The organism is Campylobacterota bacterium (genome assembly GCA_020633995.1).
In the GTDB taxonomy this organism is placed as follows: domain Bacteria; phylum Babelota; class Babeliae; order Babelales; family RVW-14; genus JACKCO01.
Genome location: JACKCO010000004.1, coordinates 306,961 through 330,249 on the forward strand (window position 1 = coordinate 306,961; position 23,289 = coordinate 330,249).

The 23,289-nt window shown below is 42.1% G+C and carries 23 protein-coding genes; 8 read left to right on the forward strand and 15 right to left on the reverse strand.

What is annotated here, in order from left to right:
* Positions 1-115: 115 nt before the first annotated feature.
* From H6679_04420 to H6679_04440, 5 genes are all read right to left on the reverse strand, one after another.
* On the reverse strand, positions 116-1,654 hold the full coding sequence (locus H6679_04420) for an acyl-CoA carboxylase subunit beta (protein ID MCB9493489.1): 1,539 nt from the start codon (positions 1,652-1,654) through the stop codon (positions 116-118).
* Positions 1,655-1,745: 91 nt separating this feature from the next.
* A complete protein-coding gene (locus tag H6679_04425) occupies positions 1,746-2,144 on the reverse strand; it encodes a HEPN domain-containing protein (GenBank protein ID MCB9493490.1) in 399 nt (132 codons plus the stop codon).
* Positions 2,131-2,451 (reverse strand): nucleotidyltransferase domain-containing protein, encoded by a 321-nt coding sequence (locus H6679_04430; protein ID MCB9493491.1) that lies wholly within the window; start codon positions 2,449-2,451, stop codon positions 2,131-2,133. Before H6679_04430 ends, H6679_04425 begins: the two co-directional genes overlap by 14 nt.
* Positions 2,452-2,535: 84 nt before the next feature.
* Positions 2,536-4,311: a hypothetical protein gene (locus H6679_04435; GenBank protein MCB9493492.1), complete on the reverse strand. Its 1,776-nt coding sequence runs from the start codon at positions 4,309-4,311 to the stop codon at positions 2,536-2,538.
* Between the two features lies 1 nt (position 4,312).
* Entirely contained in the window at positions 4,313-6,046 is a 1,734-nt protein-coding gene (locus tag H6679_04440) for a hypothetical protein (protein MCB9493493.1), read from the reverse strand.
* Between the two features lie 329 nt (positions 6,047-6,375).
* Here H6679_04440 and H6679_04445 point away from each other — a divergent pair, with 329 nt between their 5' ends.
* Positions 6,376-6,936 (forward strand): hypothetical protein, encoded by a 561-nt coding sequence (locus tag H6679_04445; GenBank protein MCB9493494.1) that lies wholly within the window; start codon positions 6,376-6,378, stop codon positions 6,934-6,936.
* Here the strand turns inward: H6679_04445 and dnaE are convergent.
* Positions 6,922-10,374, reverse strand: a complete 3,453-nt coding sequence (gene dnaE / locus H6679_04450; protein ID MCB9493495.1) for a DNA polymerase III subunit alpha — start codon at positions 10,372-10,374, stop codon at positions 6,922-6,924. The two genes, H6679_04445 and dnaE, sit on opposite strands and share 15 nt — an antisense overlap.
* A 263-nt stretch (positions 10,375-10,637) precedes the next feature.
* Here dnaE and H6679_04455 point away from each other — a divergent pair, with 263 nt between their 5' ends.
* A complete protein-coding gene (locus H6679_04455; protein MCB9493496.1) occupies positions 10,638-11,624 on the forward strand; it encodes a sodium:calcium antiporter in 987 nt (328 codons plus the stop codon).
* 155 nt (positions 11,625-11,779) lie between these two features.
* Here H6679_04455 and H6679_04460 read toward each other — a convergent pair whose 3' ends face one another.
* From H6679_04460 to H6679_04500, 9 genes are all read right to left on the reverse strand, one after another.
* Entirely contained in the window at positions 11,780-12,070 is a 291-nt protein-coding gene (locus H6679_04460; GenBank protein MCB9493497.1) for a hypothetical protein, read from the reverse strand.
* Positions 12,071-12,325: 255 nt separating this feature from the next.
* Positions 12,326-12,613: a hypothetical protein gene (locus H6679_04465; protein ID MCB9493498.1), complete on the reverse strand. Its 288-nt coding sequence runs from the start codon at positions 12,611-12,613 to the stop codon at positions 12,326-12,328.
* An 18-nt stretch (positions 12,614-12,631) separates the two neighbouring features.
* Complete coding sequence (locus H6679_04470) at positions 12,632-13,606, reverse strand: sodium-dependent bicarbonate transport family permease (GenBank protein ID MCB9493499.1); 975 nt, start codon at positions 13,604-13,606, stop codon at positions 12,632-12,634.
* A 93-nt stretch (positions 13,607-13,699) separates the two neighbouring features.
* Positions 13,700-14,434, reverse strand: a complete 735-nt coding sequence (locus tag H6679_04475) for a hypothetical protein (GenBank protein ID MCB9493500.1) — start codon at positions 14,432-14,434, stop codon at positions 13,700-13,702.
* 2 nt (positions 14,435-14,436) lie between these two features.
* Positions 14,437-14,832 (reverse strand): hypothetical protein, encoded by a 396-nt coding sequence (locus H6679_04480; protein MCB9493501.1) that lies wholly within the window; start codon positions 14,830-14,832, stop codon positions 14,437-14,439.
* Between the two features lie 64 nt (positions 14,833-14,896).
* Complete coding sequence (locus H6679_04485) at positions 14,897-15,487, reverse strand: hypothetical protein (protein MCB9493502.1); 591 nt, start codon at positions 15,485-15,487, stop codon at positions 14,897-14,899.
* 73 nt (positions 15,488-15,560) lie between these two features.
* On the reverse strand, positions 15,561-16,145 hold the full coding sequence (gene frr / locus H6679_04490) for a ribosome recycling factor (protein ID MCB9493503.1): 585 nt from the start codon (positions 16,143-16,145) through the stop codon (positions 15,561-15,563).
* A gap of 12 nt (positions 16,146-16,157) precedes the next feature.
* Positions 16,158-16,859 carry a UMP kinase gene (locus tag H6679_04495; GenBank protein ID MCB9493504.1) on the reverse strand — a complete coding sequence of 234 codons (702 nt, stop codon included), beginning with the start codon at positions 16,857-16,859 and terminating at the stop codon, positions 16,158-16,160.
* A gap of 17 nt (positions 16,860-16,876) precedes the next feature.
* A complete protein-coding gene (locus H6679_04500; protein MCB9493505.1) occupies positions 16,877-17,758 on the reverse strand; it encodes an elongation factor Ts in 882 nt (293 codons plus the stop codon).
* A gap of 252 nt (positions 17,759-18,010) precedes the next feature.
* Between H6679_04500 and rpmF the strand changes: the two genes are divergently transcribed.
* From rpmF to fabG, 6 genes are read left to right on the forward strand one after another with little or no spacing between them, the layout of a single operon-like run.
* The gene (gene rpmF / locus H6679_04505; GenBank protein ID MCB9493506.1) at positions 18,011-18,301 is read left to right on the forward strand and encodes a 50S ribosomal protein L32; all 291 of its coding nucleotides are present in this window, start codon (positions 18,011-18,013) and stop codon (positions 18,299-18,301) included.
* Positions 18,302-18,329: 28 nt separating this feature from the next.
* Positions 18,330-19,298: a phosphate acyltransferase PlsX gene (gene plsX / locus H6679_04510; GenBank protein MCB9493507.1), complete on the forward strand. Its 969-nt coding sequence runs from the start codon at positions 18,330-18,332 to the stop codon at positions 19,296-19,298.
* Between the two features lie 24 nt (positions 19,299-19,322).
* Complete coding sequence (locus H6679_04515) at positions 19,323-20,057, forward strand: hypothetical protein (GenBank protein MCB9493508.1); 735 nt, start codon at positions 19,323-19,325, stop codon at positions 20,055-20,057.
* Between the two features lie 18 nt (positions 20,058-20,075).
* Entirely contained in the window at positions 20,076-21,500 is a 1,425-nt protein-coding gene (locus H6679_04520) for a glutamate--tRNA ligase (GenBank protein MCB9493509.1), read from the forward strand.
* A 43-nt stretch (positions 21,501-21,543) separates the two neighbouring features.
* The gene (fabD, locus tag H6679_04525) at positions 21,544-22,509 is read left to right on the forward strand and encodes an ACP S-malonyltransferase (GenBank protein MCB9493510.1); all 966 of its coding nucleotides are present in this window, start codon (positions 21,544-21,546) and stop codon (positions 22,507-22,509) included.
* On the forward strand, positions 22,490-23,233 hold the full coding sequence (fabG, locus tag H6679_04530; GenBank protein MCB9493511.1) for a 3-oxoacyl-ACP reductase FabG: 744 nt from the start codon (positions 22,490-22,492) through the stop codon (positions 23,231-23,233). The genes fabD and fabG overlap by 20 nt, the downstream gene beginning before the upstream one ends.
* Positions 23,234-23,289: the final 56 nt, after the last annotated feature.

Genomic DNA, 23,289 nt, shown 5'->3' on the forward strand with positions numbered 1-23,289 from the left:
AAGAAAAATTAACCTCTTATTGCTATCGTACCACAGTGTCATAAATTGTCAAATGGTCAATTTTTGTGTAATTGTGAAAAAGTTAGGTTGTAAGAAAAGTAGCCAATATGACTATCTAGAGGGGGATATTGCCGTGTCGGCGTGCTGGTAGTGCTTGGACTTTAGAGCGGGTGATTTCCAGGGCTTTGGCAATTTGGTTGCGGGTTTGGCTTGGCTCAATAATCCCATCAATATAGCCATGCTGGGCTGCTACCAATGGATTCAGGTATTGCTGGCTGTATTCAGCTTCCAGTTCGGCTCTGAGTTGACTTGTGGCTTCTTTGCCGAGTTCCACGGCCTGCGCAAGCTTTCTGCGGTTTAAAATGGAGACAGCAGCCTGAGGGCCAAGTACGGCGATCTGCGCGGTTGGCCAAGCAAAATTGAAGTCAGCCCCCAATTGTTTGCTGCCCATAACGATAAATGCACCACCAAATGCCTTACGAATGATGACGGTAATCTTAGGTACAGTGGCTGTTGCATAGGCGTAAAGTAATTTCGCCCCGTGTCTGATAATCCCGCCATGCTCTTGTTCAACACCACATAAAAAGCCGGGTACATCGACCAGTGAAACGATAGGAATACCAAAGCTATCGCAAAATCTAATAAATCGAGCAGCCTTGACCGATGCATCAATGTCTATGGTGCCAGCTTTGCAAGATGGCTGGTTGGCTACAATGCCAACGCTATAGCCTTGAATGTGGCCAAAACCAACAATAATATTGCTGGCAAAGTTAGGTTGAATCTGAAAAAAGCTGTCTGAATCAACAAGTTGACCAATGAGCCTGTTCATGTCGTAGCCTTGCATGACGTTTTCAGGCACGATGTTTTCAAAACGACTAGGGCTAGTATCGTCATATGGCAGTGCAGGGGGGTGCATTTTGTAGTTGTCGGGCAGGTAGCTGAGTAACTGTTTGACTTGCTCAAAGCATTCTTGTTCAGTAGCGCTAACCACATGGGCAACGCCAGATCGTTGGGTATGCGCTTGTGCGCCACCAAGTGCCTCTTTGGTGATGATTTCGCCAGTCACCTGCTCAATAACCTGTGGCCCAGTGATAAACATTTGGCTAATCTGTTCAGTCATAAAGATAAAGTCGGTTAATGCGGGCGAGTAGACCGCACCGCCAGCACATGGGCCCAGAATTGCCGAAATTTGTGGGATAATACCAGAGTATTTGCTGTTGCGGGCAAAGATTGCGCCGTAGCCAGACAGGCCATGAATGCCTTCATCAATGCGAGCCCCGCCTGAATCAATCAAGCCAATGATGGGGCAGCCAATGGAGGCAGCCATATCCATGATTTTACAAATTTTTTGTGCATGGGCCATCCCCAGTGAGCCGCCCTTGATGGTGAAATCTTGAGCGTAGATGGCAACCTTTCGTCCGTTAATGGTACCAAAACCGGTAACGACACCATCAGTGGGTTCTTTGGTTTGGAGGATGGGAGAGACTACAAGCTGGTCCGTTTCGCAAAAACTGTCGTGGTCAAGTAGGAGTTCAAGCCGTTGCCGTGCGGTTAGCTTGCCAGCTGCTGTTTGAGCTGCAATACGTTCGCTTTTACCGGTGAGTGCCTGCTGAGTGCATTGTTTCCATTTGTCAGTTGCTGAATGTGCGCTCATGGACGTGCCTTATGTTGGGGTATTGTTAGTATTTGCCCTATGCCTGGGCAATTATAGCATGCTGATTTTTCGTTTGCAAACAGCTGGTTTGTTAGAAAAGCTTTGTTTGTTTTATCGATTTGTCCAATTCTTGAGAAACGAAGGTGATGATCTTTTGAGCTTGGCTGATGGCAGTTCTAGCGTCGCTCTGGTCAGGGATGTCAAACTCAGAGGGATATCTAAATTTTGTTGAAAGTGGCGTTAATTCTTGGGCTATCGTTGCTAGTTGTGCGAATTTTCCCTCAAACTGCATGCATAGCTCAAGCAGTTTAACCAAGTCATGTGTCTTGATGATTTTATATTTTTGTGCAACGAGGTAACCCTTGAGGGCTTTTTCTGCGGCCTGCTGGGCATGATATGCAACTGAAGAAAATAGTTCAACCTTCAAGAGTGTTTTAGCTGCAAGTAAATCTTCACGGGCAAACCGTAGCCATTCTTTATGACTTTGCATAAATCAGTTTCCCGGAGGCATGAATTTGGTGACAGAGTGAACTAGGTTCACGTGAAAATTTATTGAATTCTTCTTGGGTGTAAACAATAAGATCTTTAGCAATACCTAGCCCAAAAAGAGCTTTATGCCCCTTTATTGGACGTTTATAAGTTTTTTCATTAGAAGTCTCAACTATAACAACAAGATCAAGGTCGCTGTCATCAGTTTGTTTTCCTGAAGCATATGATCCGAATAAGTAAATTGCAATGGGGTCATATGTTTCAATAAGTCTCTTTTTAACTTCGTCAATTATTTGGGAGGATATCATGACTTTTTTCGTTTAGGGATTCTTATCAATTGACTTTTTGCGAGAGTATAGCATGCTGATTTTTCGTTTGCAAACAAGCCGAACTTATGACTGTCTGACTGTCTGCATAAGTCGCAGCATCTTGAGTTTGAGTACGTGTAAAATGGCTGTAAATTCATTTGGGGCATCAGTTTTTGGTTGCTTGGGTGCTGTGGTTGGTTTAAGTTGTTGAGTAGAAGCCGGTTTTGGCTGAGCGGCTGGTTGGGCCGGTTGTGGAGTTGGTTCTGGCTGTTTGCTTGGTTTCGGGGATGTACTTTTCAAATGAGGGTTCATGGCTTGAGTTGTTGCCTGGAGTCGTATGTACAGTTCAAGCGTCGGCCAGAAACTGCCTCGGGTTAAGTTGATTGTTCTCTCATTTGCTTCAATGACAATGGCATCATCAGAAATTTTGTTTTGTTTAACCAGATATGAAAATTCATTGTAGAGCGATCTGTTGCGATAGACGGTGAACTCGTCTGCTCTCTTTTTATATTTCTCATTGATTTGCGTGGTTATTTCTTGTGTAAGCTCAGAGATTATTTCGGGGAGTGGTTTTTCTTTAATAGTTTCAAATTTGTCAGCAATGACTTTAGCAAAATCACTCTTAACAGCGTGATTGCTTTCTCTCATGCCATCGATGATGAGTTGTTTTTTCCCGTTAGGAAGTGTGTTGATTAAAAAACACGTGTTGTTTGGGCTTCTTTTAACACTGATGCCGGTAAAAACTTCATCCCATATATGACTTTTTTCAGGGTATGCTTTTGTTGCTTTGTCGATAAGATAAGCTGTTTGCATAATATCTTTTACGGCGGCAAAAATATAGTGATAAAGATAGGAGCTGTGCTCCTCATGGGGTTTCTGTCGTACCAAGAACCACATGTTAATAGTTGGTTTTACATTGGTTTTTTTTGTAAAGGATGTAGCCAGTTCTGCAAATAAAGTATCCAATATATCTTTTTTGTACATGCCTTTTGGATACTCTGTTGTATATTTACCCGTTGCAAGAAAATTACTTATTGCGGAATGAAAATTGGGGTCTATATCTAACGATTTTATTTTTTCAAAGTTTTCTATATCAAAGCCCACGACACGATTATCTCTAAAATCAATGTAATAGTTATAAACTGTAGGTACATCGATGACATCAAAACTATGGCTTTTTTTAACTTCTGGCTTTGCTAGCATTTCGTAAACAGAATTGTACCAGTTGAGGGTGAGCTTGTTACCAAACTGATTTTTAAAAATAGTAGTACGCTCAAAATCTTGCTCTACAGGCTCGATGAAGTTGAAACCTATATTTTCATACCCAAGAATTTCCAGGCCTTTTGCTAGCAAATATTGTTGTAAAAAATTGACTCCAGCACCAAATGACGTGTGTACTATAGTTTTCTGAGTTTTTGGGGGGAAATTGTTATTAAGCTGGGCAAGCTGTGTGAGTATTATTTTTATACGGTCAATATTTGTTAAGCTTTCACAGGTACACCAATTAAATGTTACAGGCTCATTTTTTCCTGTTTTTGTTTGCGTGGTGATTATAGCGCCGTTATTATGTTTAAGCGTTAAAACACAGCTGTTTCTTTTGTGATGAGATTTTCGTTCGGTTTCACGTAAAGCCTCCTTGAGTACCTTCCATAATTCTTTTCTATGGTCCTGAGTCAGAGATATAAATTGACTTTGATCAGCCAGCATAGCTGATGTGTCTTCAAGATCCGCGTTACATGCATCGGCGTCTGTGCGGTTAACAACCGGTTCATACGTGAAAGCGTCAGTTCCGGCAGCTTTGATGGTATAATTTTGTATGCTTAAAAAAATGAGTGTTGTGAGTAATAATTTTTTTTGCATGTCAGATCTCACTAGCTAGTGTTTGCATAAGTCGCAGCATTTTGAGTTTGAGCAGCTGCAACATGTTAGTTAGTTGATTTATGGCTTGAGTTGCAAAATCTGCTGGAATTTCAAAATCAGGCAAGATTTTACTAAAGTCGTCGTAAAGTTCTTGAGTTGGATAAAAAGAGCCTTGCGAGTAATGAATTTTTTGGTTATTTGACTCAAAGACGATTGCGTTGTTTGATATTTTATTCTGCTCAACCAAGTACGAATATTCTCCATAAATAGAGCGATGTAATTGAACAGAGAGCGTGGATTGTGGTTCATGTTTTTGTATAAATTTTTCAAATGTTTCTATAACAGATTGAGTCACCTGAGTTTGTGACTTGCTTTTATTGTTTATGAATGCTGTGCGTGTTAGTTTTTTTAGTTCTTCAAGTTGTGCTGCAGAAAGAAGAGTTGGTTCTGGTTCTTCTTCATCTTCTTCAGAAGGAATTTCAAAGAATAGGTCTTTGCCTGATAAGGTATTGTTGATTCTAGCATGTATCAAATCATACCCATTTTGTTCATTAATAAGTGTAACGCAACAAAAAAGGTCATAAAGGGCACTAACTGTATCGCTTTTCGTATTCTCTTGATGTATTTGAAGAGTAGTTATGGTATCAAAAATGCGAGCAAAGCTTATTTTTTCATATTCACTTGTAAACAGTTTATTAAAATTTTCTTCGGTTAGATTTTTTAAGGTCTCATTGAATTTGTTATTTTTAGAAAGGCTTGATAGTGCATTAAGCACACGAGCCCTACTTGCAATCGCGTCTGCACTAGCGTCTTCGTCTGTAAGATTGTATTCTGCTACGAGATAATTTTGGTTGGTACCATCACCTTCGAGTAGCTTGTAAATGTCTGCAGACTCTTCGTCATTAAGCTGTATATTTTCTGCTAGCTGTTGAATTGTTACGAGTTGTGACGGTGTATAGTTTTGCTCTATAGAACTTTCATAGTCTGTTGGGAGATCAATGATGTCAAAACTATGACTTTTTTTGGTGGTATCTTCAGCCTTAAGGCTGTAAACATCTGGGAAATGTATGAGCGTAACCTTCTTGTTTTCATCTGCTGAGAGTAGCGCTTGTATCTTGTCAGTGGGCGGTTGTGCGGGTTCAATCATCTGAATGGTAATGTTTTGGTAACCAAGTATTAACATACCCTTAATCAAAAGGTACAGTTGCGCGCCTTGCCCCGGCCCAAAGGTAGTATGGACAATAGCAGGTGTTGAGTCGGGTGGGAATGTTGTGTTGAGTGCGTTAAGTTGTTTGAGCGTTGTTTCAACGCGCATAACGTTTGAAAGACTAGGGCAACTGCACCAAGCTATCCCGTTATTTGCCGGTTCGTTCGGAAGCTGGATGTTAATACGCGTTAGGTATCTGTTAGGATTATTATAGTCAAAGTGTTCATCTGTATCAGTAAAGTCGTCATGTGTGGGAATAAAGGTATAGGGTTGCTTAAAAATTTCTTTTAAAAATGTCCAAAATTTTTGTTGTCGATCTTGACTAAGCGATGTGTTGCTGATTATTTTAGCGATTTGAGTAAGTTCGTATGCGCGTGCCGTATAGTTTGCTTCATAGGTAAAGGATTTCTTATCCAAGTCAATTGCTGGATCAAAGGTTATGGTGCAAAGCAAGCTTTGTCCCAGTCCAATCAAGACGAGAGCTAATAATGTGTAGCGAGATAGTGAGTGTCCCCTAGTATTTTTCATGCCCCGTACCCTGAATAATATTTTTCCAAATATAAATATGTTGCATAGTATTATTGTATACCAGGTAGCTTTTGCATTGCAATAGTATTTACAACTGGCCTATTGGGCCAGTTGTGGGTAGTGCATGAAAAAAGCCTAAGTTACGCAAGGAAACGTTGATTTGGGCGCAGGATAGCAGCTTTATACACTTTTTAGCTTGTCTATTTACTTCTCCTGACCGAGTGGGTATAACAGGTGTAGGCTATGGTAATAAAATCCCCAATTTGGGGATTATTTTTATAGTGCTTGAATGCCCAAAAAGGGCTTACATAGGGAGAAAGGAAGCGGTTATGAGTAGTAATGCCAAGCAGGGGGGCGAAAGGACCAGCGTCGCCTGGTTTGCGTTGTCAAATTTGATAGCACGTAAGGAGAAGGAAAAGGCGCTCAACGTCTTTCGGTTGCTGGCACATTCTTTTGATGATCGTGCTTATACGCTGCAGATAGAAGGTGATATCTTGTGGCATCTTGATGACTATGACCAGTCGATTGAACGGTACAAAAAAGCTGCATTTTTGTACCAAAAGGAAAAACGCTTGATCAACGCGATTGCAATCTACGAACATATGCTCAGTATGAATGAACATAACGACGAAATTCTGGCTCAATTGATTTATTTTTACCTACTTGCTGATTTGCAGGATAAGTTTGAACAACGTTTTGAGCTGCTAGCCCAGCGCCAGAGTAAGCATCAGTTTGATGAACAAGTGTTGCTAAAGTTTGCAAAGCTAATAGCCGAAACGCTCAACACCCCAGAGCGGGAGCAAACGCGTGCTTGGGCAATACAAACGATGAAAAAAGTGTGTCAACACCATGCACCCGATTTGATGCAACATTTTTTACAAAATCATTGAGATAGCAATGCCCTCTTGTTCAAGCTCCTTGAGTTGATCAATCGAGTAAGATATCTTTTTCTGCGCATGGAGAGCGAGCAAGTTCTCGTTTTCATGAAAGCGCAATGTTAAAGGACTGCCGCTACCTTGCTGCTGGCAGAGTGCTTTGATTTTTTCAAGCGTGCGCTGCGATGGTTGTCTGGGTAGTGTTAATGTAACATGCTGCTTTGTGTTTTGTTCATCGAGTAAGCTGTCAATGGGTATGAGCTCTTGCGCCTTAATTTTACACTTGTTTTGTGCGGTAATATCTAAGTTGCCCTTGATGACAAAAACGTTGTGCTCATCCAGGAGCTGCTCAACTTTGGCAAACAAAGAAGGGAAAATAATAATTTCGGCATGCCCAGAAAAATCTTCACATTGCATGAAGGCCATGCGGTCGCCTTTTTTGGTGGTTATGACTTTATGACTTTGTGCAAGCCCACAACAGGTTACCGTTGGTTCACGCAGTGAGGTGATGTTTTCAAGGAGTTCAAGCGTCTTTGCAAATGGTGTGTGCTCAAGCCATTTAACAACGGGATAACTTTTGAGAGGATGTGAGCTGAGGTAAAAGCCAACAACTTCTTTTTCTTTTTCCAGTTTTTCTTTGTCTGGAAAGTCATCGAGCAACGCAAATGTGTAGCGCTGGCCTTGTTCGTTTTCATGGACTTGTACACCGCCACCAAACAGTCCCATTTGCCCTGTTTCGGCAGCCTTTTTGTACTCTTGTGCCATGTTGATAATTTTATCAAGCTCTGCAATTTTTTGTGCTCGATTGCCAGGTAGGCTGTCAAAAGCTCCAGCGTAAATAAGGCTTTCAAGCACGCGTTTATTGGCAACGCGCAGGTCTATGCGTTTACAAAAATCAAGCATGTCAGCAAATGGTTTTTTGCCTCGTTCGGTGATAAGGTTTTCAAGGGCTGCATGCCCAACATTTTTAATTCCCTCAAGCCCAAACCGCACACCATCTTTGCTGGCAGTAAACGACATTTCAGATTCTGCAATTGATGGTGGTAGCACAGTAATGTGCATGTCACTCATTTCTTGTAGATAGTTGGTCATTTGGTCTGGATTGTGTGTTTCAAAGGATATCAGAGCTGCCATAAACTCGTGGGGGTAGTTTGCTTTTAAGTACGCCGTGTGGTAGGCAATAAGCGCATATGCTGTTGAGTGTGACTTATTAAAACCGTACCCGGCAAAATAAGCCATCAGGTCAAAAAGTTCTGCTGCTTTTTTTTCGTCAAAGCCTTTTTCTTTTGCCCCAGCAACAAATTTTTCTTTTTGCTCTGCCATTACTTCGGCTTTTTTCTTACCCATGGCACGACGTAAAATGTCAGCAGCACCTAGACTGTACCCTGCAATGGCTCCAGCGATTTTCATAACCTGTTCTTGGTAAACGATAACGCCATACGTTTCTTTCAAAATAGGCTCAAGCTCAGGGAACATGTACACAATTTCTTTTTTACCATGACGACGATCAATAAAGTCGTCCACCATGCCAGATCCTAATGGTCCCGGCCGGTAGAGTGCGTTGACGGCGATCAGGTCTTCAAACTTGTCTGGTTGCAGGCGACAGAGCACATCTTGAATCCCACTGGATTCAAATTGGAATACGCCCTTCGTTTGTCCTTTGCACAGAAGTTCAAATGTCTTAGGGTCATCCAGGGTAAGCTGATCAAGATCAATAGTAACGCCATGATTTTGTTTGATTGCTTTGAGTGCATAGTCAATGACGGTTAAGTTTTTTAGCCCCAAAAAGTCCATCTTTAAAAAGCCAATAGCCTCAAGTTCAGTCATCGCATACTGAGCAACAAGGTCATGGGTTTTGGGTGGAATGTAAAGGGGCAGGCAACCAGCCAACGGCTCAGGCGAAATAACCAGTCCGGCAGCGTGCTTTGACGCATGGCGTGTGACACCCTCAAGTTTAAAACAGATGTCAATGAGACGCCCAATTTCAGGGTTGCTTTCAATCAAGCTTTTAAGGCGGGGCTCTTGTTCGATGGCTTCTTTGATTGTTATTTTGAGCTGGTCAGGAACAAGGTCGGTAATTGCGTTTGAATCTTGAAAAGGAAAGCCAAGGACGCGGGCAACGTCTTTGATCACGCCCTTTGCCATCATGGTACCAAACGTGATGATTTGACAGACGCAGTCATGACCGTATTTGTCTTTAACGTAGTTAATCACTTCTTCGCGTCGGTTTATGCAAAAATCGATATCAAAGTCAGGCATGCTGACACGCTCAGGGTTAAGAAAGCGTTCAAAGAGTAAGTTATATTTGATAGGGTCGACGTTAGTGATTTGCATTGCCCATGCAACGAGCGACCCGGCACCAGAACCGCGCCCAGGGCCCACAGAAATATTTTGTTGTTTTGCCCACTGAATAAAATCACTAACAACCAGAAAGTAGCCAACAAAACCCATCTTAATGAGCAGATCCATTTCAAGCTTAAGTCGCGTGTCGTATACTTCGTGTTTGTCAGCAGGAATAAGATTGCCATTTTTTAGGCGTTGCAGTCCGTCCTGGCATTGCCTGGTAAAAAAGCTTTCTTCGTTATAGCCTTCAGGTACAGGAAACGCAGGAAAAAAAAGTTTGCCAAATTCGAACTCAAACTCACACATGTCTGCGATTTTTCCTGTATTCCAAATCAGATCTTCTCGTTCAGGAAAAGCGTTAAGCATTTCTTGTGTGCTGCGCACATACGCCTGACATTCACCAAAACTGTAGCGGTCAGGGTCGGACAAAAGTCCTTTGGTTTGTACTGACAGGAGTACTTCGTGAGCTTCTTTGTCATCATGGCATAGATAGTGCGCATCCGATGTTGCAATACAGTTGATGTTATTTTTTGCACTGTATTCAAACAAGAGTTTGTTCGCAAGTGCTTGTTTTTCAAATGTTACAGGTTGCAACTCAAAATAAAAACGATCACGGCCAAATACGTCTACAAACCACTCTATGCGAGATTGTGCCTCATCATAATTTTCTTCTTGCAGCAGTGACGGTATATGTCCCCCCACACAGGCAGTGGTACTGATCAAGCCTTCGCTGTATTTTTCAAGCATTGCATAGTCAATACGGGGCTTAAAGTAGTACCCCTGTTCATACGACATTGCCATGAGCTTGCACAAGTTTTGATAGCCAACACGATTCTGGACAATCAAGATGAGGTGAAAATACTTATTTTTTGCATCTTTGATAGTAATGTCTGGGCAAAAGTACATTTCAGCACCAAGAACAGCCTTAAGGCCTTCTTTTTTTGCCAGTTGAAAAAATTTAACGGCACCAAAAATATTGCCATGATCTGAAATGCCAACGGCCTTCCATTCTTGTGTTTTTGCATGTCTGACAAGGTCGGGAACTTTGATCATACCGTCAAGAAGTGAATATTCAGTATGAAGATGAAGGTGGGTAAAGTGTTTGCTCATGATTTCTTATTTTTTTCTTTGGTGCCCTGTGCTTGGGTAGGCTAAACTGTCTTCCTGCCATTAACAAGCTCGCAGTATAGTCCAACTTTGCCTAAAAGTTGAGTGCGACGGAAAAGATCCCTTATTTTAAGGACAAAAGGAAAAATAAAAAAGACGCTTTGCAAGAGATTGAACTCAGGCTATACTTAACAGCTCGTGGGTTAGGTTATCAAGACGATGCATGAAAATGTTTTAAATTAAGCCTTTTTACAGGAAAGTGCCATATGGATTTTGCGCTGGCTACGCACCTAGTTTGCGTAGCGGGGGGATTGGGAGTTCTTTGGTGGTCTGGAGATCTAGTAGTTCATTACTCAGTGGAAGTTGCTAAGGCCTTTGGCCTGACGACATTTTTCTTGGGCTTTATTGTCCTTGCAATGGCAGCAGACGTTCCTGAACTTGCTGTTGCGCTGACTTCCGCGTTTCAGGGGGTCAGTGAAGTTTCTGCGGGCAACTTGATAGGTGCTAATTTTACCGACATTGCCTTGGTCATCGGCTTGACGCTTTTGCTTGCCGGTCGGGGCATTTCCGTGTCAGAGTCTGACCGCCGTAAATTGTTGCTTATGCTTTCTCTTACCGCTTTCGTTCTCATGATTGGTTTCCTCGTACAACCACTCACGCGAGTGCATGGTGCTATGCTGATTGGTGTCTACGTAGGCCTTATGGGATGGATGTGGAAAAATCGACATGAACACGACATGCTTGACGAGGAAGTAACAAGCATTACACACGATGTTGAGCAGCATCCTGATACATTTTTAAAATCACGCTGGGGGCTTGTACTCAAATTAGTTGCAAGTCTCGGTCTTGTGATGGGTGTTTCAGAAATTATTGTTTACTCAACCACTGAGGTAGCAAGTTTGCTTATGTTGCCGCTTGAGACAATAGGGTCAACCATTCTTGCCATTGGAACATCACTGCCAGAGCTTTCATTGAGTCTTAGTGCGCTGCGCCGCAAAGAATATAGCCTGGCAATAGGGCCAACGCTTGGTACCGTATTTGAACAAGGCACACTCATTATGGGCCTACTAGCCTTATTTTCAGGCAAACCAGTAAATCTGGCTGGCCTTCATGCGCAGTTTTTCTTCATGCTTGCGGCCGTCGTTGTGATGTGTATTGCACTGCTGCGTGATAGTAAAGTTCCTCGTCAAACAGGTTTTGCGCTTATCAGTCTGTTTGTGCTGTACTTTGCGTATCACATTAATATGGCATAAGATATATCAAAGCTTATCAAATTTTTTGAGAGATTCCCGATGGGCACTCACGAAAGTAGCCGTCGGAAATCTCTTTTTTTTACTCTATCTTTCTTGCTTAGAGGAAGAGTGAAATTTCTGTAGGAACCGTTTTTTTGTCTGTTGCCGCGATTGAATTATTCAACCTGTAGTACGTCTGAGCTGATGCAAATCCCCCCGTACTTATTGATGAGTGGGATTGCAAGCGAGGTTAATTTTTCAGCTCCTTGAGCAGAACAAATAACCATGATGTAGCTATTTTCACATGTTTCATCAAGGCCTTGTCCATCATGAACCCCGCTTTCGCCTCGGCCGTTAACGCCATTAATGATTGTGTAGCCAGGCAGGGCGAGCTGTTCGATAAGCATGATAACGTAAGGAAGTTGGACAGCTTCTACAATGATTTCTATTTTCTTCATAGCATTCATAAAAAAGGCCCCCAGGGGTTATGAAATGACTTTATCTGCTGTCATAGCAATGCCCATGGTAAGATTGCTACTCATAATTCCTTCTCAGTCTTATGTAGCTTATGATTGTTTGTCTATGGGTGAAGCATAAAAAAATTGAGTACAAAAAAGCGATATTTTTTTAAAAGAGATCTGATTTATAGGGGGAAAGATTGCAATTTTTTTGCGTGCCTACTGCTGGGATTTTTTTTAATTCGGAGTTAACTTTTAGGATAGTTAGATTTGCTCAACGTCTGAGCTTACACAAATGCCACTATATTTTTCAAGAATAGGCTTAATATTTTTGATCAGTTCTTCAGCTTGTTTGACCGAGCAGATGACGATTATGTAGCCATTTAAATACGTACCGTCAAGCCCTTGCCCGTCCTTTAATCCCCGGGTTCCGCGTCCGGAGACGTCAGAGACAACCGTGTAGCCTGGTAAATTAAGTTCATCAACTACTTGCGTGATGTGTTGAATCTGTACATCTTCAACTATGATCTCAATTTTTTTTAACGGTGACATACGTTCCTCCCCCTGTGGCTATGACAAGACTTTGCTAATAATATAAAAATACAATGGCAACCCGAATGCTATGTTGAATGGGAAGGTGATTCCCAGTGCCATTGGAATGTAAATTCCAGGGCTTGCTTCAGGGATGATCAGACGCATAACGGCTGGTACAGCGATGTAAGAAGCGCTAGCGCATGAGGCGCACAATAGAAGACAATTGCCTTTGCTGATACCAAGTAGGTATGAAAGTGTGATAATTGTTATGGCATTGATTAGCGGAATACAAAGAGCAAAGCAGGAAAGGAAAAGGCTATTGGCCTTCAGCTCCCACATTCTTTTTGCGGCTATAATTCCCATATCGAGCATGAAAAAACTGAGCATGCCTTTGAAGATATCGCTGGTAAATGGCTTGAGTGCTGTAAATCCATGTTCGCCGGCAATTATACCCACAAGAAGGCTGCCGAGCATAAGATATACTGACGAGTTCAAAAAAATTTCACGCATAGCATGAGCCTGCTGAGCAGATTTTTTTTCTTGTTTTTGTGGATTATAGACGTGATAAAGGTAAAGCCCAGACATGATGGCGGGTGACTCAATCAGGGCCATAGCTGCAACCATGTAACCACCAAACGGTATGTTGAGTGAATACAAAAAGTTTGCAGCGGTTACAAATGTTACCGCACTCCCTGCTCCGTATGTTGCCGCGATTGCTGCAGCATCATGTATTTTTACTTTTTTTCGTAAAATGAAAAAGGTATAAAATGGGGTTAGAATTGATGCCCCGATAGCCACCATGATGGTGCGCATGATGTTGAGCGTTATGCCCGCCTTACTCAGCTCTACGCCTCCATGAAAACCGATAACAAGTAATAGATAGAGTGACAAAAATTTTGCAAGTGACTTGGGTATTTCTAAATCAACACGTAAAAATGATGCACCCATCCCAAGAAGGAAGAAAAGGATTGGGGGATTGGTCAGATTAGTAATTATAATATTTCCGTCCATGATAGCACTCTAATTTTTTGGTTGATTGTTGTAATAGGTCACTCATAAAGGATAAATGGATAGAACAAAAAAGCGAGATTTTTTTTACGAGTTTTAATTTATAGAAGAAAGATCGCAAAGTTCAAAGGTGAAGGGGAAAATATCGCTGTTTTTGTTTACCCATTTTTTGTACTCTTCTGGGGCGTATTCTTTAAAGAAATCAAAAACAAGCACTATAATGCGGGGGGACTTACTTTCAAAGGCAAAATCAAGCAGGTTGCTACCAGACTGGTCTGTGAACTTAATAAGAAAGTTTTTTATATTGTCTTTACTTGAGAAGAGTCGGAGAGTGTTGAGTATATAGCAAACTTCATCAAAACATTGATTTTTTAAGGCTTGGTAGAGCCGGTTGTCTTCAATCGATATTTCGGTAGCTGAACTGGGTAAAGCAAATGCCATGGCGCTCCATCCCATATGGATAGATGGATGCCTACGTCTGTAATAGACTACATTAGTTATGTCTTGTGCAATGTGAACTAAGTAATCTAGTGGAATATTTAATTTTTCCATTTCCTTAAGCAAAGCATAAGCAATATTGGGTTTGTTTTTAGCAAGTGCCAGGTCAATAGGAGTAAAGTTGAATAGGCGAGTTTGCAGGAGTGTCATTAAAACGTGCTGGGATAGATCAGAACATAGCTTGCTAATTTCTTCAGCATCTGTTGCATCATCAGCACTATCTACAGTGTTATGGAGTAACTCGTAGTCAATTTTAGGTCCTTCTGCAATCAAAGAAAAAGAGCAAGAGAGCAACGCTGTGATTGTAAAAAAAGTGGTAAGTAGAGTATTCATTATTATTCAACTTTCTCAGGTCTATTATCTTGCAAATGAGGGCAGCGTTCAAGAATTCTATCTCTGATTGTAGTACTGAGTGACTCGTAATTTTCAAGAAGCAGTGGTATGCCTAGGTTATACATTATAAGAGCTAAAAGTGCTGCTGATTCTTTTTTATCTAAGTCTACTGCGATTTCAAAGGGGGTTTTGTTTTGTTCGTTGTTCCTGTCTGTAAGAAGTACTTTTAGTTTGCCAGGATCCTTAATACTAATAATCTTTTGCTTGAGAGCATGGTGACAACTTGTATCTTTTCTCCATGTTTCAATAGTTATGAGAATTTCGTTTTTTGCATGTACGCTAGTTACTAACAACATCAGGTAAATAAAAAAATATTGTCTAAAATATGGTTCTCCCAAGGGTATCACTCCTCCTGATTTTAAATAAACTTTCTTTAGCCTATAAAAAAAACATAGAATAAATCTAGGATTTAGGAAAATAATCTTGAGGGAGTGTTTGGTGTGCATGGCACCCAAGGAGAATAAGAAAGTATAAAAAAGTGGAATTATTATACTCTTGTGCTGCTGCAATCAGTTGTGGTTCGTATGCATGTAACATTGGCTCTATAGCCGCTTGTTCTGTTTGCAGAAAGAGTGCACTAAGCGCTATTTTTATTGAGGTGTCTTCTCCCTCTTCTGCTAGGCTAGCAATACCACCTTGGCTATTTATTTTTTGAAGGTACCCTATCAATAAGGGGTCAAACTTTTTCTTGATTCCTACTTTCTGTATAACCTGGTAAAGAATGCGTGCTTGCTTGATGCGAGCATGTAAGAGTGCATGCTCGAGGGGGGTGTGGTTTTCATGATTGCGATGCTCCAACAACTTTATTAGGATATCTTTGTCATGGGCATATTTTTTGATTTCTTCGATGAGCACATTTTCTTCGAGAGGAAAAAACGTGCTTTGGTGTAAGGCGTTGTTGCCTTTGTCATCAGTAATTACTACGGTTTTTGCCAGAGCAGCAGTACATATAAAAAAGATAGCAAGAAGTATTGAGCTTGCCGTTCTTACCATAACTCTCCTTTCTCCAAATAATTAATGTAGACTCAAATGAAAAGGGCGCCTATCAGAAGGCGCCCTTCAAAAACTATACGGTTTTAATTTCAGCTTCTTTTTTGTCGTGAATCCCATCAATTGTCTTGATGAACTCATCAGTTACTTTTTGTAAAAGTTCACTGAGCTTTTTGGCAAAATCTTCTGAGATAATGCGTTTTTTTTCAGCATCTCTGAGTTCGTTATGAAATTCTTTACGAACGTTACGGATGCCTATTTTTGCTTCTTCGGTTTTTTTACCAACAAGCTTAACCAGCTCATCACGACGAGATGCACTCATTTGTGGTAGTTGAATGCGAACAAGCTCGCCATCGTTGATTGGTGCAGCGCCAAGATCTGATGTTGCAATTGCTTTTTCAATTTCACCGATAATGCTTTTATCCCACGGTTGAATGGTAAGTAAACGGCTCTCAGGAGCTCCCAGTGTTGCCACCTCACGCAGCGTCATTAATTGCCCGTAACATTCAACGCGAATGTTTTCAAGGAGTGCAATAGTAGCACGTCCGGTGCGCAGCGATGCCAGTTCCTTCTTAAAGTGTTCAACTGGTTTTTCCATATCTGTGCGTAGAAGCTTTTCAAAGCTTTTGTTATCACCTTCTGAAAATGCAATTTCTTTCATAGTAGGTATCCTTTACTTATCTTCGGTTGTAATTATTGAACCGTATGTTGGGTTGTTTGCAGCATGCTCAAGTGCATTGTCGTTAAAAACATTAAAAACACGGATTGGTAGGTTATATTCTTGGGCCAGACTGATTGCAGTCAGATCCATAATGCCGAGTTTTAAATCGAGCCCTTCTTGATGCGTTAATGTTTTAAGTGCTTTACTCTTTTTGTTTTTATTGGGATCACCATCATAGACGTAGTCGACGTTTGTTCCTTTCCACAGTTGTTTTGCGCCCACCTGTAGGCTGCGCATAACAGCGGTAGTGTCAGTCGTGAAAAACGGATTGCCGGTGCCACCAATGAAGATTATGACCTGATTGCTTTCCAGTGCGAGCCGAAGGCTTTGTGGCCCAACTTGAGGAGCAATGCTTGGCAGTGGCAGTGCAGAAAGCAAACAGGAGCTAACATCAAGCTGTGCCAAAAAATCATGGAGCATGAGGCCATTGCTCACGGTTGCCAACATTCCAATGGTGTCAGCCGTTGGTTGTTGCAAGCCAAATTGTACGCCTTGGCTGCGAGCTCTAAAAAAATTGCCGCCACCAATGACAACGCTAACCTGATGTGTTTGGCTCAGTGTTTTAATTTGCTGAGCAATTGCACGAGCAGGAATCTCACCATCTTTGCGTGGTGAAAAAATAGTGCCACTCAGTTTGAGCAGTATACGTTCCATAAATAACGTCCAGGTCGTTAGCGACCAACACCAAAGCGAACAAAACGTTTGATAGAAATATTCAGGCCAGTTGTACGACCAATTTCTTTAAGGTATTCTTCAATGCTTTTTTTATCATCTTTGATAAATGCTTGGTGAAGAAGGCAAACATCTTGGTAAAACTTTTTAAGTTTTCCGTCAATAATTTTTTCGAGAATATTATCTGGTTTACCGCTTGCTTTAAGTTGTTCGCGTGCAATGTCACGTTCTTTTTCTACAACTGAACTGTCGAGTTGGTCTGGTGTAATGCACATAGGTTTGGTTACAGCAATTTGCATGCAAATGTCTTTTGCTGCTTGTGCTACAGTTTGTGCGTGCTCGCCAACTGGCTTGTCAGTTGCAAGTTCAACAAGTGCGCCAACGGTTGAGCCTGCGTGAATGTAGTTGTTAACAACGCCATTACCTTCAACTTGGTAGCGGACAAATGAGCCAACCTGAATGTTTTCGCAAATTTTTGCACACAGCTCGTTAAGTTGATCTTGTACGGTCATCGCTTCATTATTAAACATTGGCTGCTTGTTGAGCGCTTCAACATCTGCAGGATTTTTCTCGTTAATGTGTTGTGCAATTGCCTGTCCAAAGTTTTGCATGTCTGTAGTGTTTGCAGAAAAGTCTGTTTCGCAAGTGACGTGTACAAGACTACCAGAGGTAAAGTCGTCAGCAACGTATCCTTCAACGCGTCCGTTATCAGCGGTGTTTTCAGATCGTTTTGCAGCAACGGCGGCACCTTTTTTACGAAGCAGCTCAATTGCTTTTTCAAGATCGCCGTCAGCTTCGGTTAATGCTTTTTTGCAGTCCATCATGCCAACTTGTGTTTTCTCGCGTAATTCTTTAACCAGATCCATGGTAATTTTAGACATTATAAATAATCTCCCTCAGCTGATCGGTATTAGTATTTGATAAGACATTAGAATAACAATAAATCCCAATAGAAATATTATTTTCTGTTTTTAAAACTTTTAACATTAGTTTGCCAAAATCATGCAATTTTACAACAGGAGTAGCGAGTTTATTTTGACAAAATCGCGTTAAAACTTTATGCTCGTTACTTAATTATTTCTTTTGAATTTTATTTTGCAAGTTATTTTTATATTGCAGGGAGAATTTTAACCATGCCAGTTCCCAAACGGAAAGTATCGAGATCACGTAGAGATAAGCGTTCTGCTAACAAAGGGTTAAGCTACAACGCTGCAAGTGTATGTCAAACATGCCAGTCACCAGTTAATCCGCACCAAATTTGCTATGGCTGTGGTTACTACAAAGGACGTAAGGTGTTGCGTACCAAGACCGATCGCATGTATGAGCGAGGTCAAGCACGTCAAGCACAGCGAGATCAGGGGCAGGCTGCAGGCCTAGCAGCTGAGTCTGTTCAAGAGCCAACGTCATCATCATCTGAAGAATAATGCACATAACTGATCCGCGTTAGGTGATATGATAGCGCTTGATGTTATGGGCGGTGATTTTGCACCGGATCCAGTTATTGCTGGCGCATTGCGAGCCGCAAAGCAGTCGGTGCCGCTTGTTTTAAGTGGCCCAGCTGAGCTCATTAAGCAAAAATGCAGTGCGCTTGATCCAGGTTGGCAGCAGTACAACATACAAATCATTGATGCAGATCAAGTTATTGAAATGGATGAAGAGCCTGTCTTCGCGGTTAAAAAAAAGCAAAATGCTTCGCTTGTTAAAGCGGTAGGCGCTGTTCATTCCAAAGTAGCGCAGGCAGTTGTTTCAGCCGGTAATTCAGGTGCGCTCATGGTCGCGGCGACGTTGTTGCTTGGTAGACAGGAAGGGATTGCCCGTCCTGCGATTGGTGGATTTTTGCCAACGCAAAAAGGAGAGGTATTTGTCCTTGACTTAGGCGCCAACGTTGTATGCAGGCCGGATTATTTTTTACAATTTGCTCATGTAGGACAAAAGTTTTTGCGAGCGAACGTCGCAATAGATGCTCCTAAAATCGGGCTCCTTTCTAATGGGCACGAATCTTCAAAGGGGACACCGGTTCTCAAACAAGCATATCAAGATTTGCAAGCGGCGTATGGACAGTCATTTATAGGTTATATAGAGCCGGGCGATGTACTTGCGCATAAGGTCGACATGGTGTTGTGTGATGGCTTTGTAGGTAACGTATTGCTTAAGACGGTAGAGGCAATGGGTGCTGTGTACACAGGATTTGTGCATGAGTCGATTGCGGGAGAACAGGATCAACAAGCAAAACATACGCTTATCAATTGGCAAGCACGATTTGACAAAGAGCTTGATGCAAGGTTAGCATTTAAGCGATGTGGAGGTGCGCTGTTACTAGGGGTACAAGGAAACGTTATAGTGTGCCATGGCAATGCAGATGCACAGGCGATTGAACGAGCGTTGCTGTTTGCACAAGGTATAGTAAACAAGGCTAGTTAAGATAAACAATTCTTAGGAGAGGCTATGGATTTTTCACATTTTCACATTGTTGAATGGTTTGAGCGTGCGCTTGATGCTTTAATTGCGCAGTGGAAAAAAGTTTTATTAGCTGCGGCAGTTGTGGCAGTTGTGGTAGCAGGATATTTTGGCTATCAATGGTATTTTGCACGTATGCAGCAAAAAGCTCACTATGATTTGATGCAGGTCGTTAAGGTTTTTGAGGGTAGAATTTCACGTAAAAAAAGTGCGGATGATAATTCCGATATACCAGTGTTTGCCTCTTCTGATGAAAAATGGCAAGAAGTAGAGCGTGTGTGTGATCGTGCGTTCGAGCAAAATAAAGGCTCCGGACTTGCAGGCATTTTTTTAACCTACAAGGCTGACGCGTTGCAACGACTTGATAAGCCAGAAAAAGCAATTGAAGCTCTCAGTCAAGCAATAGAGCTTATTAAAAGCCAGGAACTTAAAGATTTTTACAGCATTAAAAATGCACTAGTAAAAATTGATAGTGGCAATGAGCGCTTCAAGCAAGAGGGTGTGCAAACACTTGTACAAGCAGCACAAACACCACATCACTATGCTCATGAGCAAGCGCTGTATCATGTAGGGTACTATTTCTGGACGGAAAAAGATTTTGCTCAAGCAAAAAATTACTGGCAAGAGTTGTTAGTAAAATATAGCGGAAAAGATTCACCGCTACAGTCTGGTTATGCAGACTTGGTCAAACCAAAACTTAAACTTATCAGCGCAGACTTTTAGCATTACAGGGAAGAGCTGATGAGTACCAAAATGAGCGCGGTACGTGTACGTTTCGCGCCATCTCCAACAGGTTTTTTGCATATTGGCGGGCTTCGTACCGCCATTTTTAATTGGCTTTATGCTCGCCACCATGGCGGGCAATTTTTGCTTCGCATTGAAGACACCGACCTCGAGCGCAGCAAAGATGAGTTTAAAGATGCTCAGCTTGCGGCCCTTGAGTGGATGGGGTTTTCATCAGATGAACCATTAGTGTATCAACGAGCGCGTCAGCGTGACCATCTCCAGGCAGTGCGTGCATTGCTTGCAAGTGGTAGAGCGTATCCATGTTTTTGTCAGCCCGAAAAAGCAGATGAAGTGGTGAGTCGCCTTGAACACGGAGTTGGGAAAAAATATGACCGCACCTGTCGAGGTAAGCCGTTTTCAGATGATGATCTGCAAAAACCGCATGCTATTCGTTTTGCTTTGCCAGAAGATGCTACAACGGTAACGTTTACTGACAAGGTATTGGGGGATATTACAACGGAGTTTGACCAGTTGGATGATTTTGTCATTGTTCGTCGCGATGGCTCTCCGGTGTACAATTTGTGTGTGGTGCTTGATGACGTGTTCATGCGCATTACACACGTTATCAGAGGGCAGGACCATGTTTCTAATACACCCAAACAAGTGTTGTTGTATCAGGCACTTGGTTTTCAGGTGCCTCAATTTGCTCACATCCCGCTTATTCTAGGAGCTGATGGGAGCAAGCTGAGCAAGCGGCACGCGGCTGTTTCAGTCGACCACTACCGTGAAAAAGGATACTTGCCAGACGCGTTGTGCAACTATCTTGTGCGTCTTGGCTGGGCGCATGGTGACCGTGAAGTTTTCTCTCGCGAGGAGTTGATACAGCTTTTCTCACTTGAGCATGTTGGTAAAAGTGGGGCCGTTTTTGACGGGGCAAAGCTTGATTGGCTCAATGGTTTGTACATGCGCGAGCTAAGCGCTGCGCAGCTGATTAAGTGCATTGCTGTGCTTAATCCAGAATATCATCAAGCTTTGCAACAGGCATGGCCGAAAAATCTTGATCAGCTTATTGACTTGTACAAAGCACGAGCAACAACGCTGTGTGATTTGTACAAGCAGGTATATTTGTTCTCACAAGATCCACAATCGCTTGATACGGGTTTAGCAGGAAAATGGCTAACTCCAAACACACAAAAATTACTTGGTGATTTTGTAAAAGATCTTGCAACTGTTCCAGTTGGGGACCTGGAGGCAATTAAAACATTAGCTGCGCGCCTCTGCCAGCAGCATGATGTAAAACTTGTTGCGTTGGCACAGCCTCTTCGTTTAGCGTTAACAGGAGGGACTGCAAGTCCTGGGGTTTTTGAGATGATTGCATTGTTAGGTTTTGATCGAGCCCAGGTGCGCATTCAAAAATTAGTACAAAAGCTTACACAGTAAATGCGTGCAGGGGGGTGTCGGCACGTCTGCTCGGAGGAATATTATGAAAGTTGGTATGATTTTTCCTGGCCAGGGGTCTCAGTTTCTTGGCATGGGTAAAGAAATTTATGATCAAGAACGCTTGGTACAAGAATTTTTTGAAGAAGCATCTATGTGCTTGGATCAAAATTTTGTACGTCTTTGTTTTGCCTCATCAGATAAAGAACTTCGTGAAACGGTCAATGCTCAAACATCAATTTTTTTGGTGAGTGCATCGTTGTATGCATTGCTTAACAAAAAGTATAACATAACGCCAGACGTTGTTGCTGGTCACAGTTCTGGTGAATATGCAGCAATTTTTGCTGCTGGTGGTATTAGTTTTCCGGATGGGTTGTACCTGCTCAAAAAACGGTCACTGTTTATGGATGAGGCAACACGCAAATTTCCGGGCAGCATGGCTGCGGTGCTCGGGCTTTCTTTTGACAAGTTGCAGCGCTTGTGTGAGCAGTATGACCAACCAAATTCAATTGAGCATGTGCTTGAAATCGTCAACTATAATACGGCCGATCAGCTTGTTATTTCTGGCACAAGTCCAGAAATTGAAATGGTTACACATGACATCAAGGCGGAGCGGGGCAAGGTGATACCCCTCAACGTTGCCGGAGCGTTTCATTCACGACTGATGAAAGAGGCTGAAGCACATTTTGGTATGTACATGGTTAAAGTTGATTTTAAGGATTTGGCTGTTCCATTGGTTAACAATGTGCAAGCACGTATTGTCAAAAATAACGAAGAAATCAAACAGTCGTTGGTGCAGCAAATGAGCGGGCATGTGCAGTGGTGGCCATCGATGCATCATTTTCAAAAATGTGATTTGATCATTGAGGTTGGCCCTAACGTAAAGTTGTCAAAAATGTTGAAGCGTGTATGGCCAGAAAAAGAAATTGTTTCATTTAATACAATGGACGATCTGAAAAAGATTTTACGCTACTTTGGCAAAGAGATAATTCATGAAGACAATCAAGAGTAGCGAACCTAAAAATATTATCGTCACGGGTGGGCTGCGTGGTATTGGCTATGCCATTGCGTGTGGGCTGACGCAGCGTGGCGATCGCGTCTTTATTTTTGACTGTGCACCGTCTGATGATCAGCATGTTAGTCAGCTTGCCGGCTTGGGTATTGAGTATGTGCAAGTTGATGTTGCTGACGCAGTTTCGGTAAAGGCAGGCTTTGAACATGTCTGCGTCCAGCTGGCAGATCAAACACTTGATGGGGTGGTTAACAATGCTGGTATCACCCGAGATAATTTGGCAGTGCGTATGAGTGAGGCAGACTGGGACCGTGTGTGTGCGGTCAACCTCAAAGGAACATTTTTATGTTCTCAGCAAGCGCTTGCACGTATGGTTCGTCAAAAAAAATCATACATTATCAACATTGCCTCCATTGTTGGCATCAAAGGAAATGCTGGTCAGGCTAACTATGTTGCCAGCAAGGCAGGTGTTATTGGCTTGACTAAGTCACTTGCACAAGAGTATGCCAAACGTAATGTTCTTGTTAATGCCATTGCTCCCGGATTTATTACAACGCCGATGACTGATGTGCTTTCTGATCAAGTTCGTGAAAACATTTTAAACTACATTCCACTCAAACGTTTTGGCAGTCCAGAAGATGTAGCCAACCTTGTGCTTTTCTTGACGTCTGGTCGTGCTGACTATATCACTGGCCAGGTGGTTGAAGTTGCTGGTGGAATGTAATGTCTCTTCCAGAGGTGCTACTTTTTTTATCATGGGCAAAAACTACCGGCGTCATC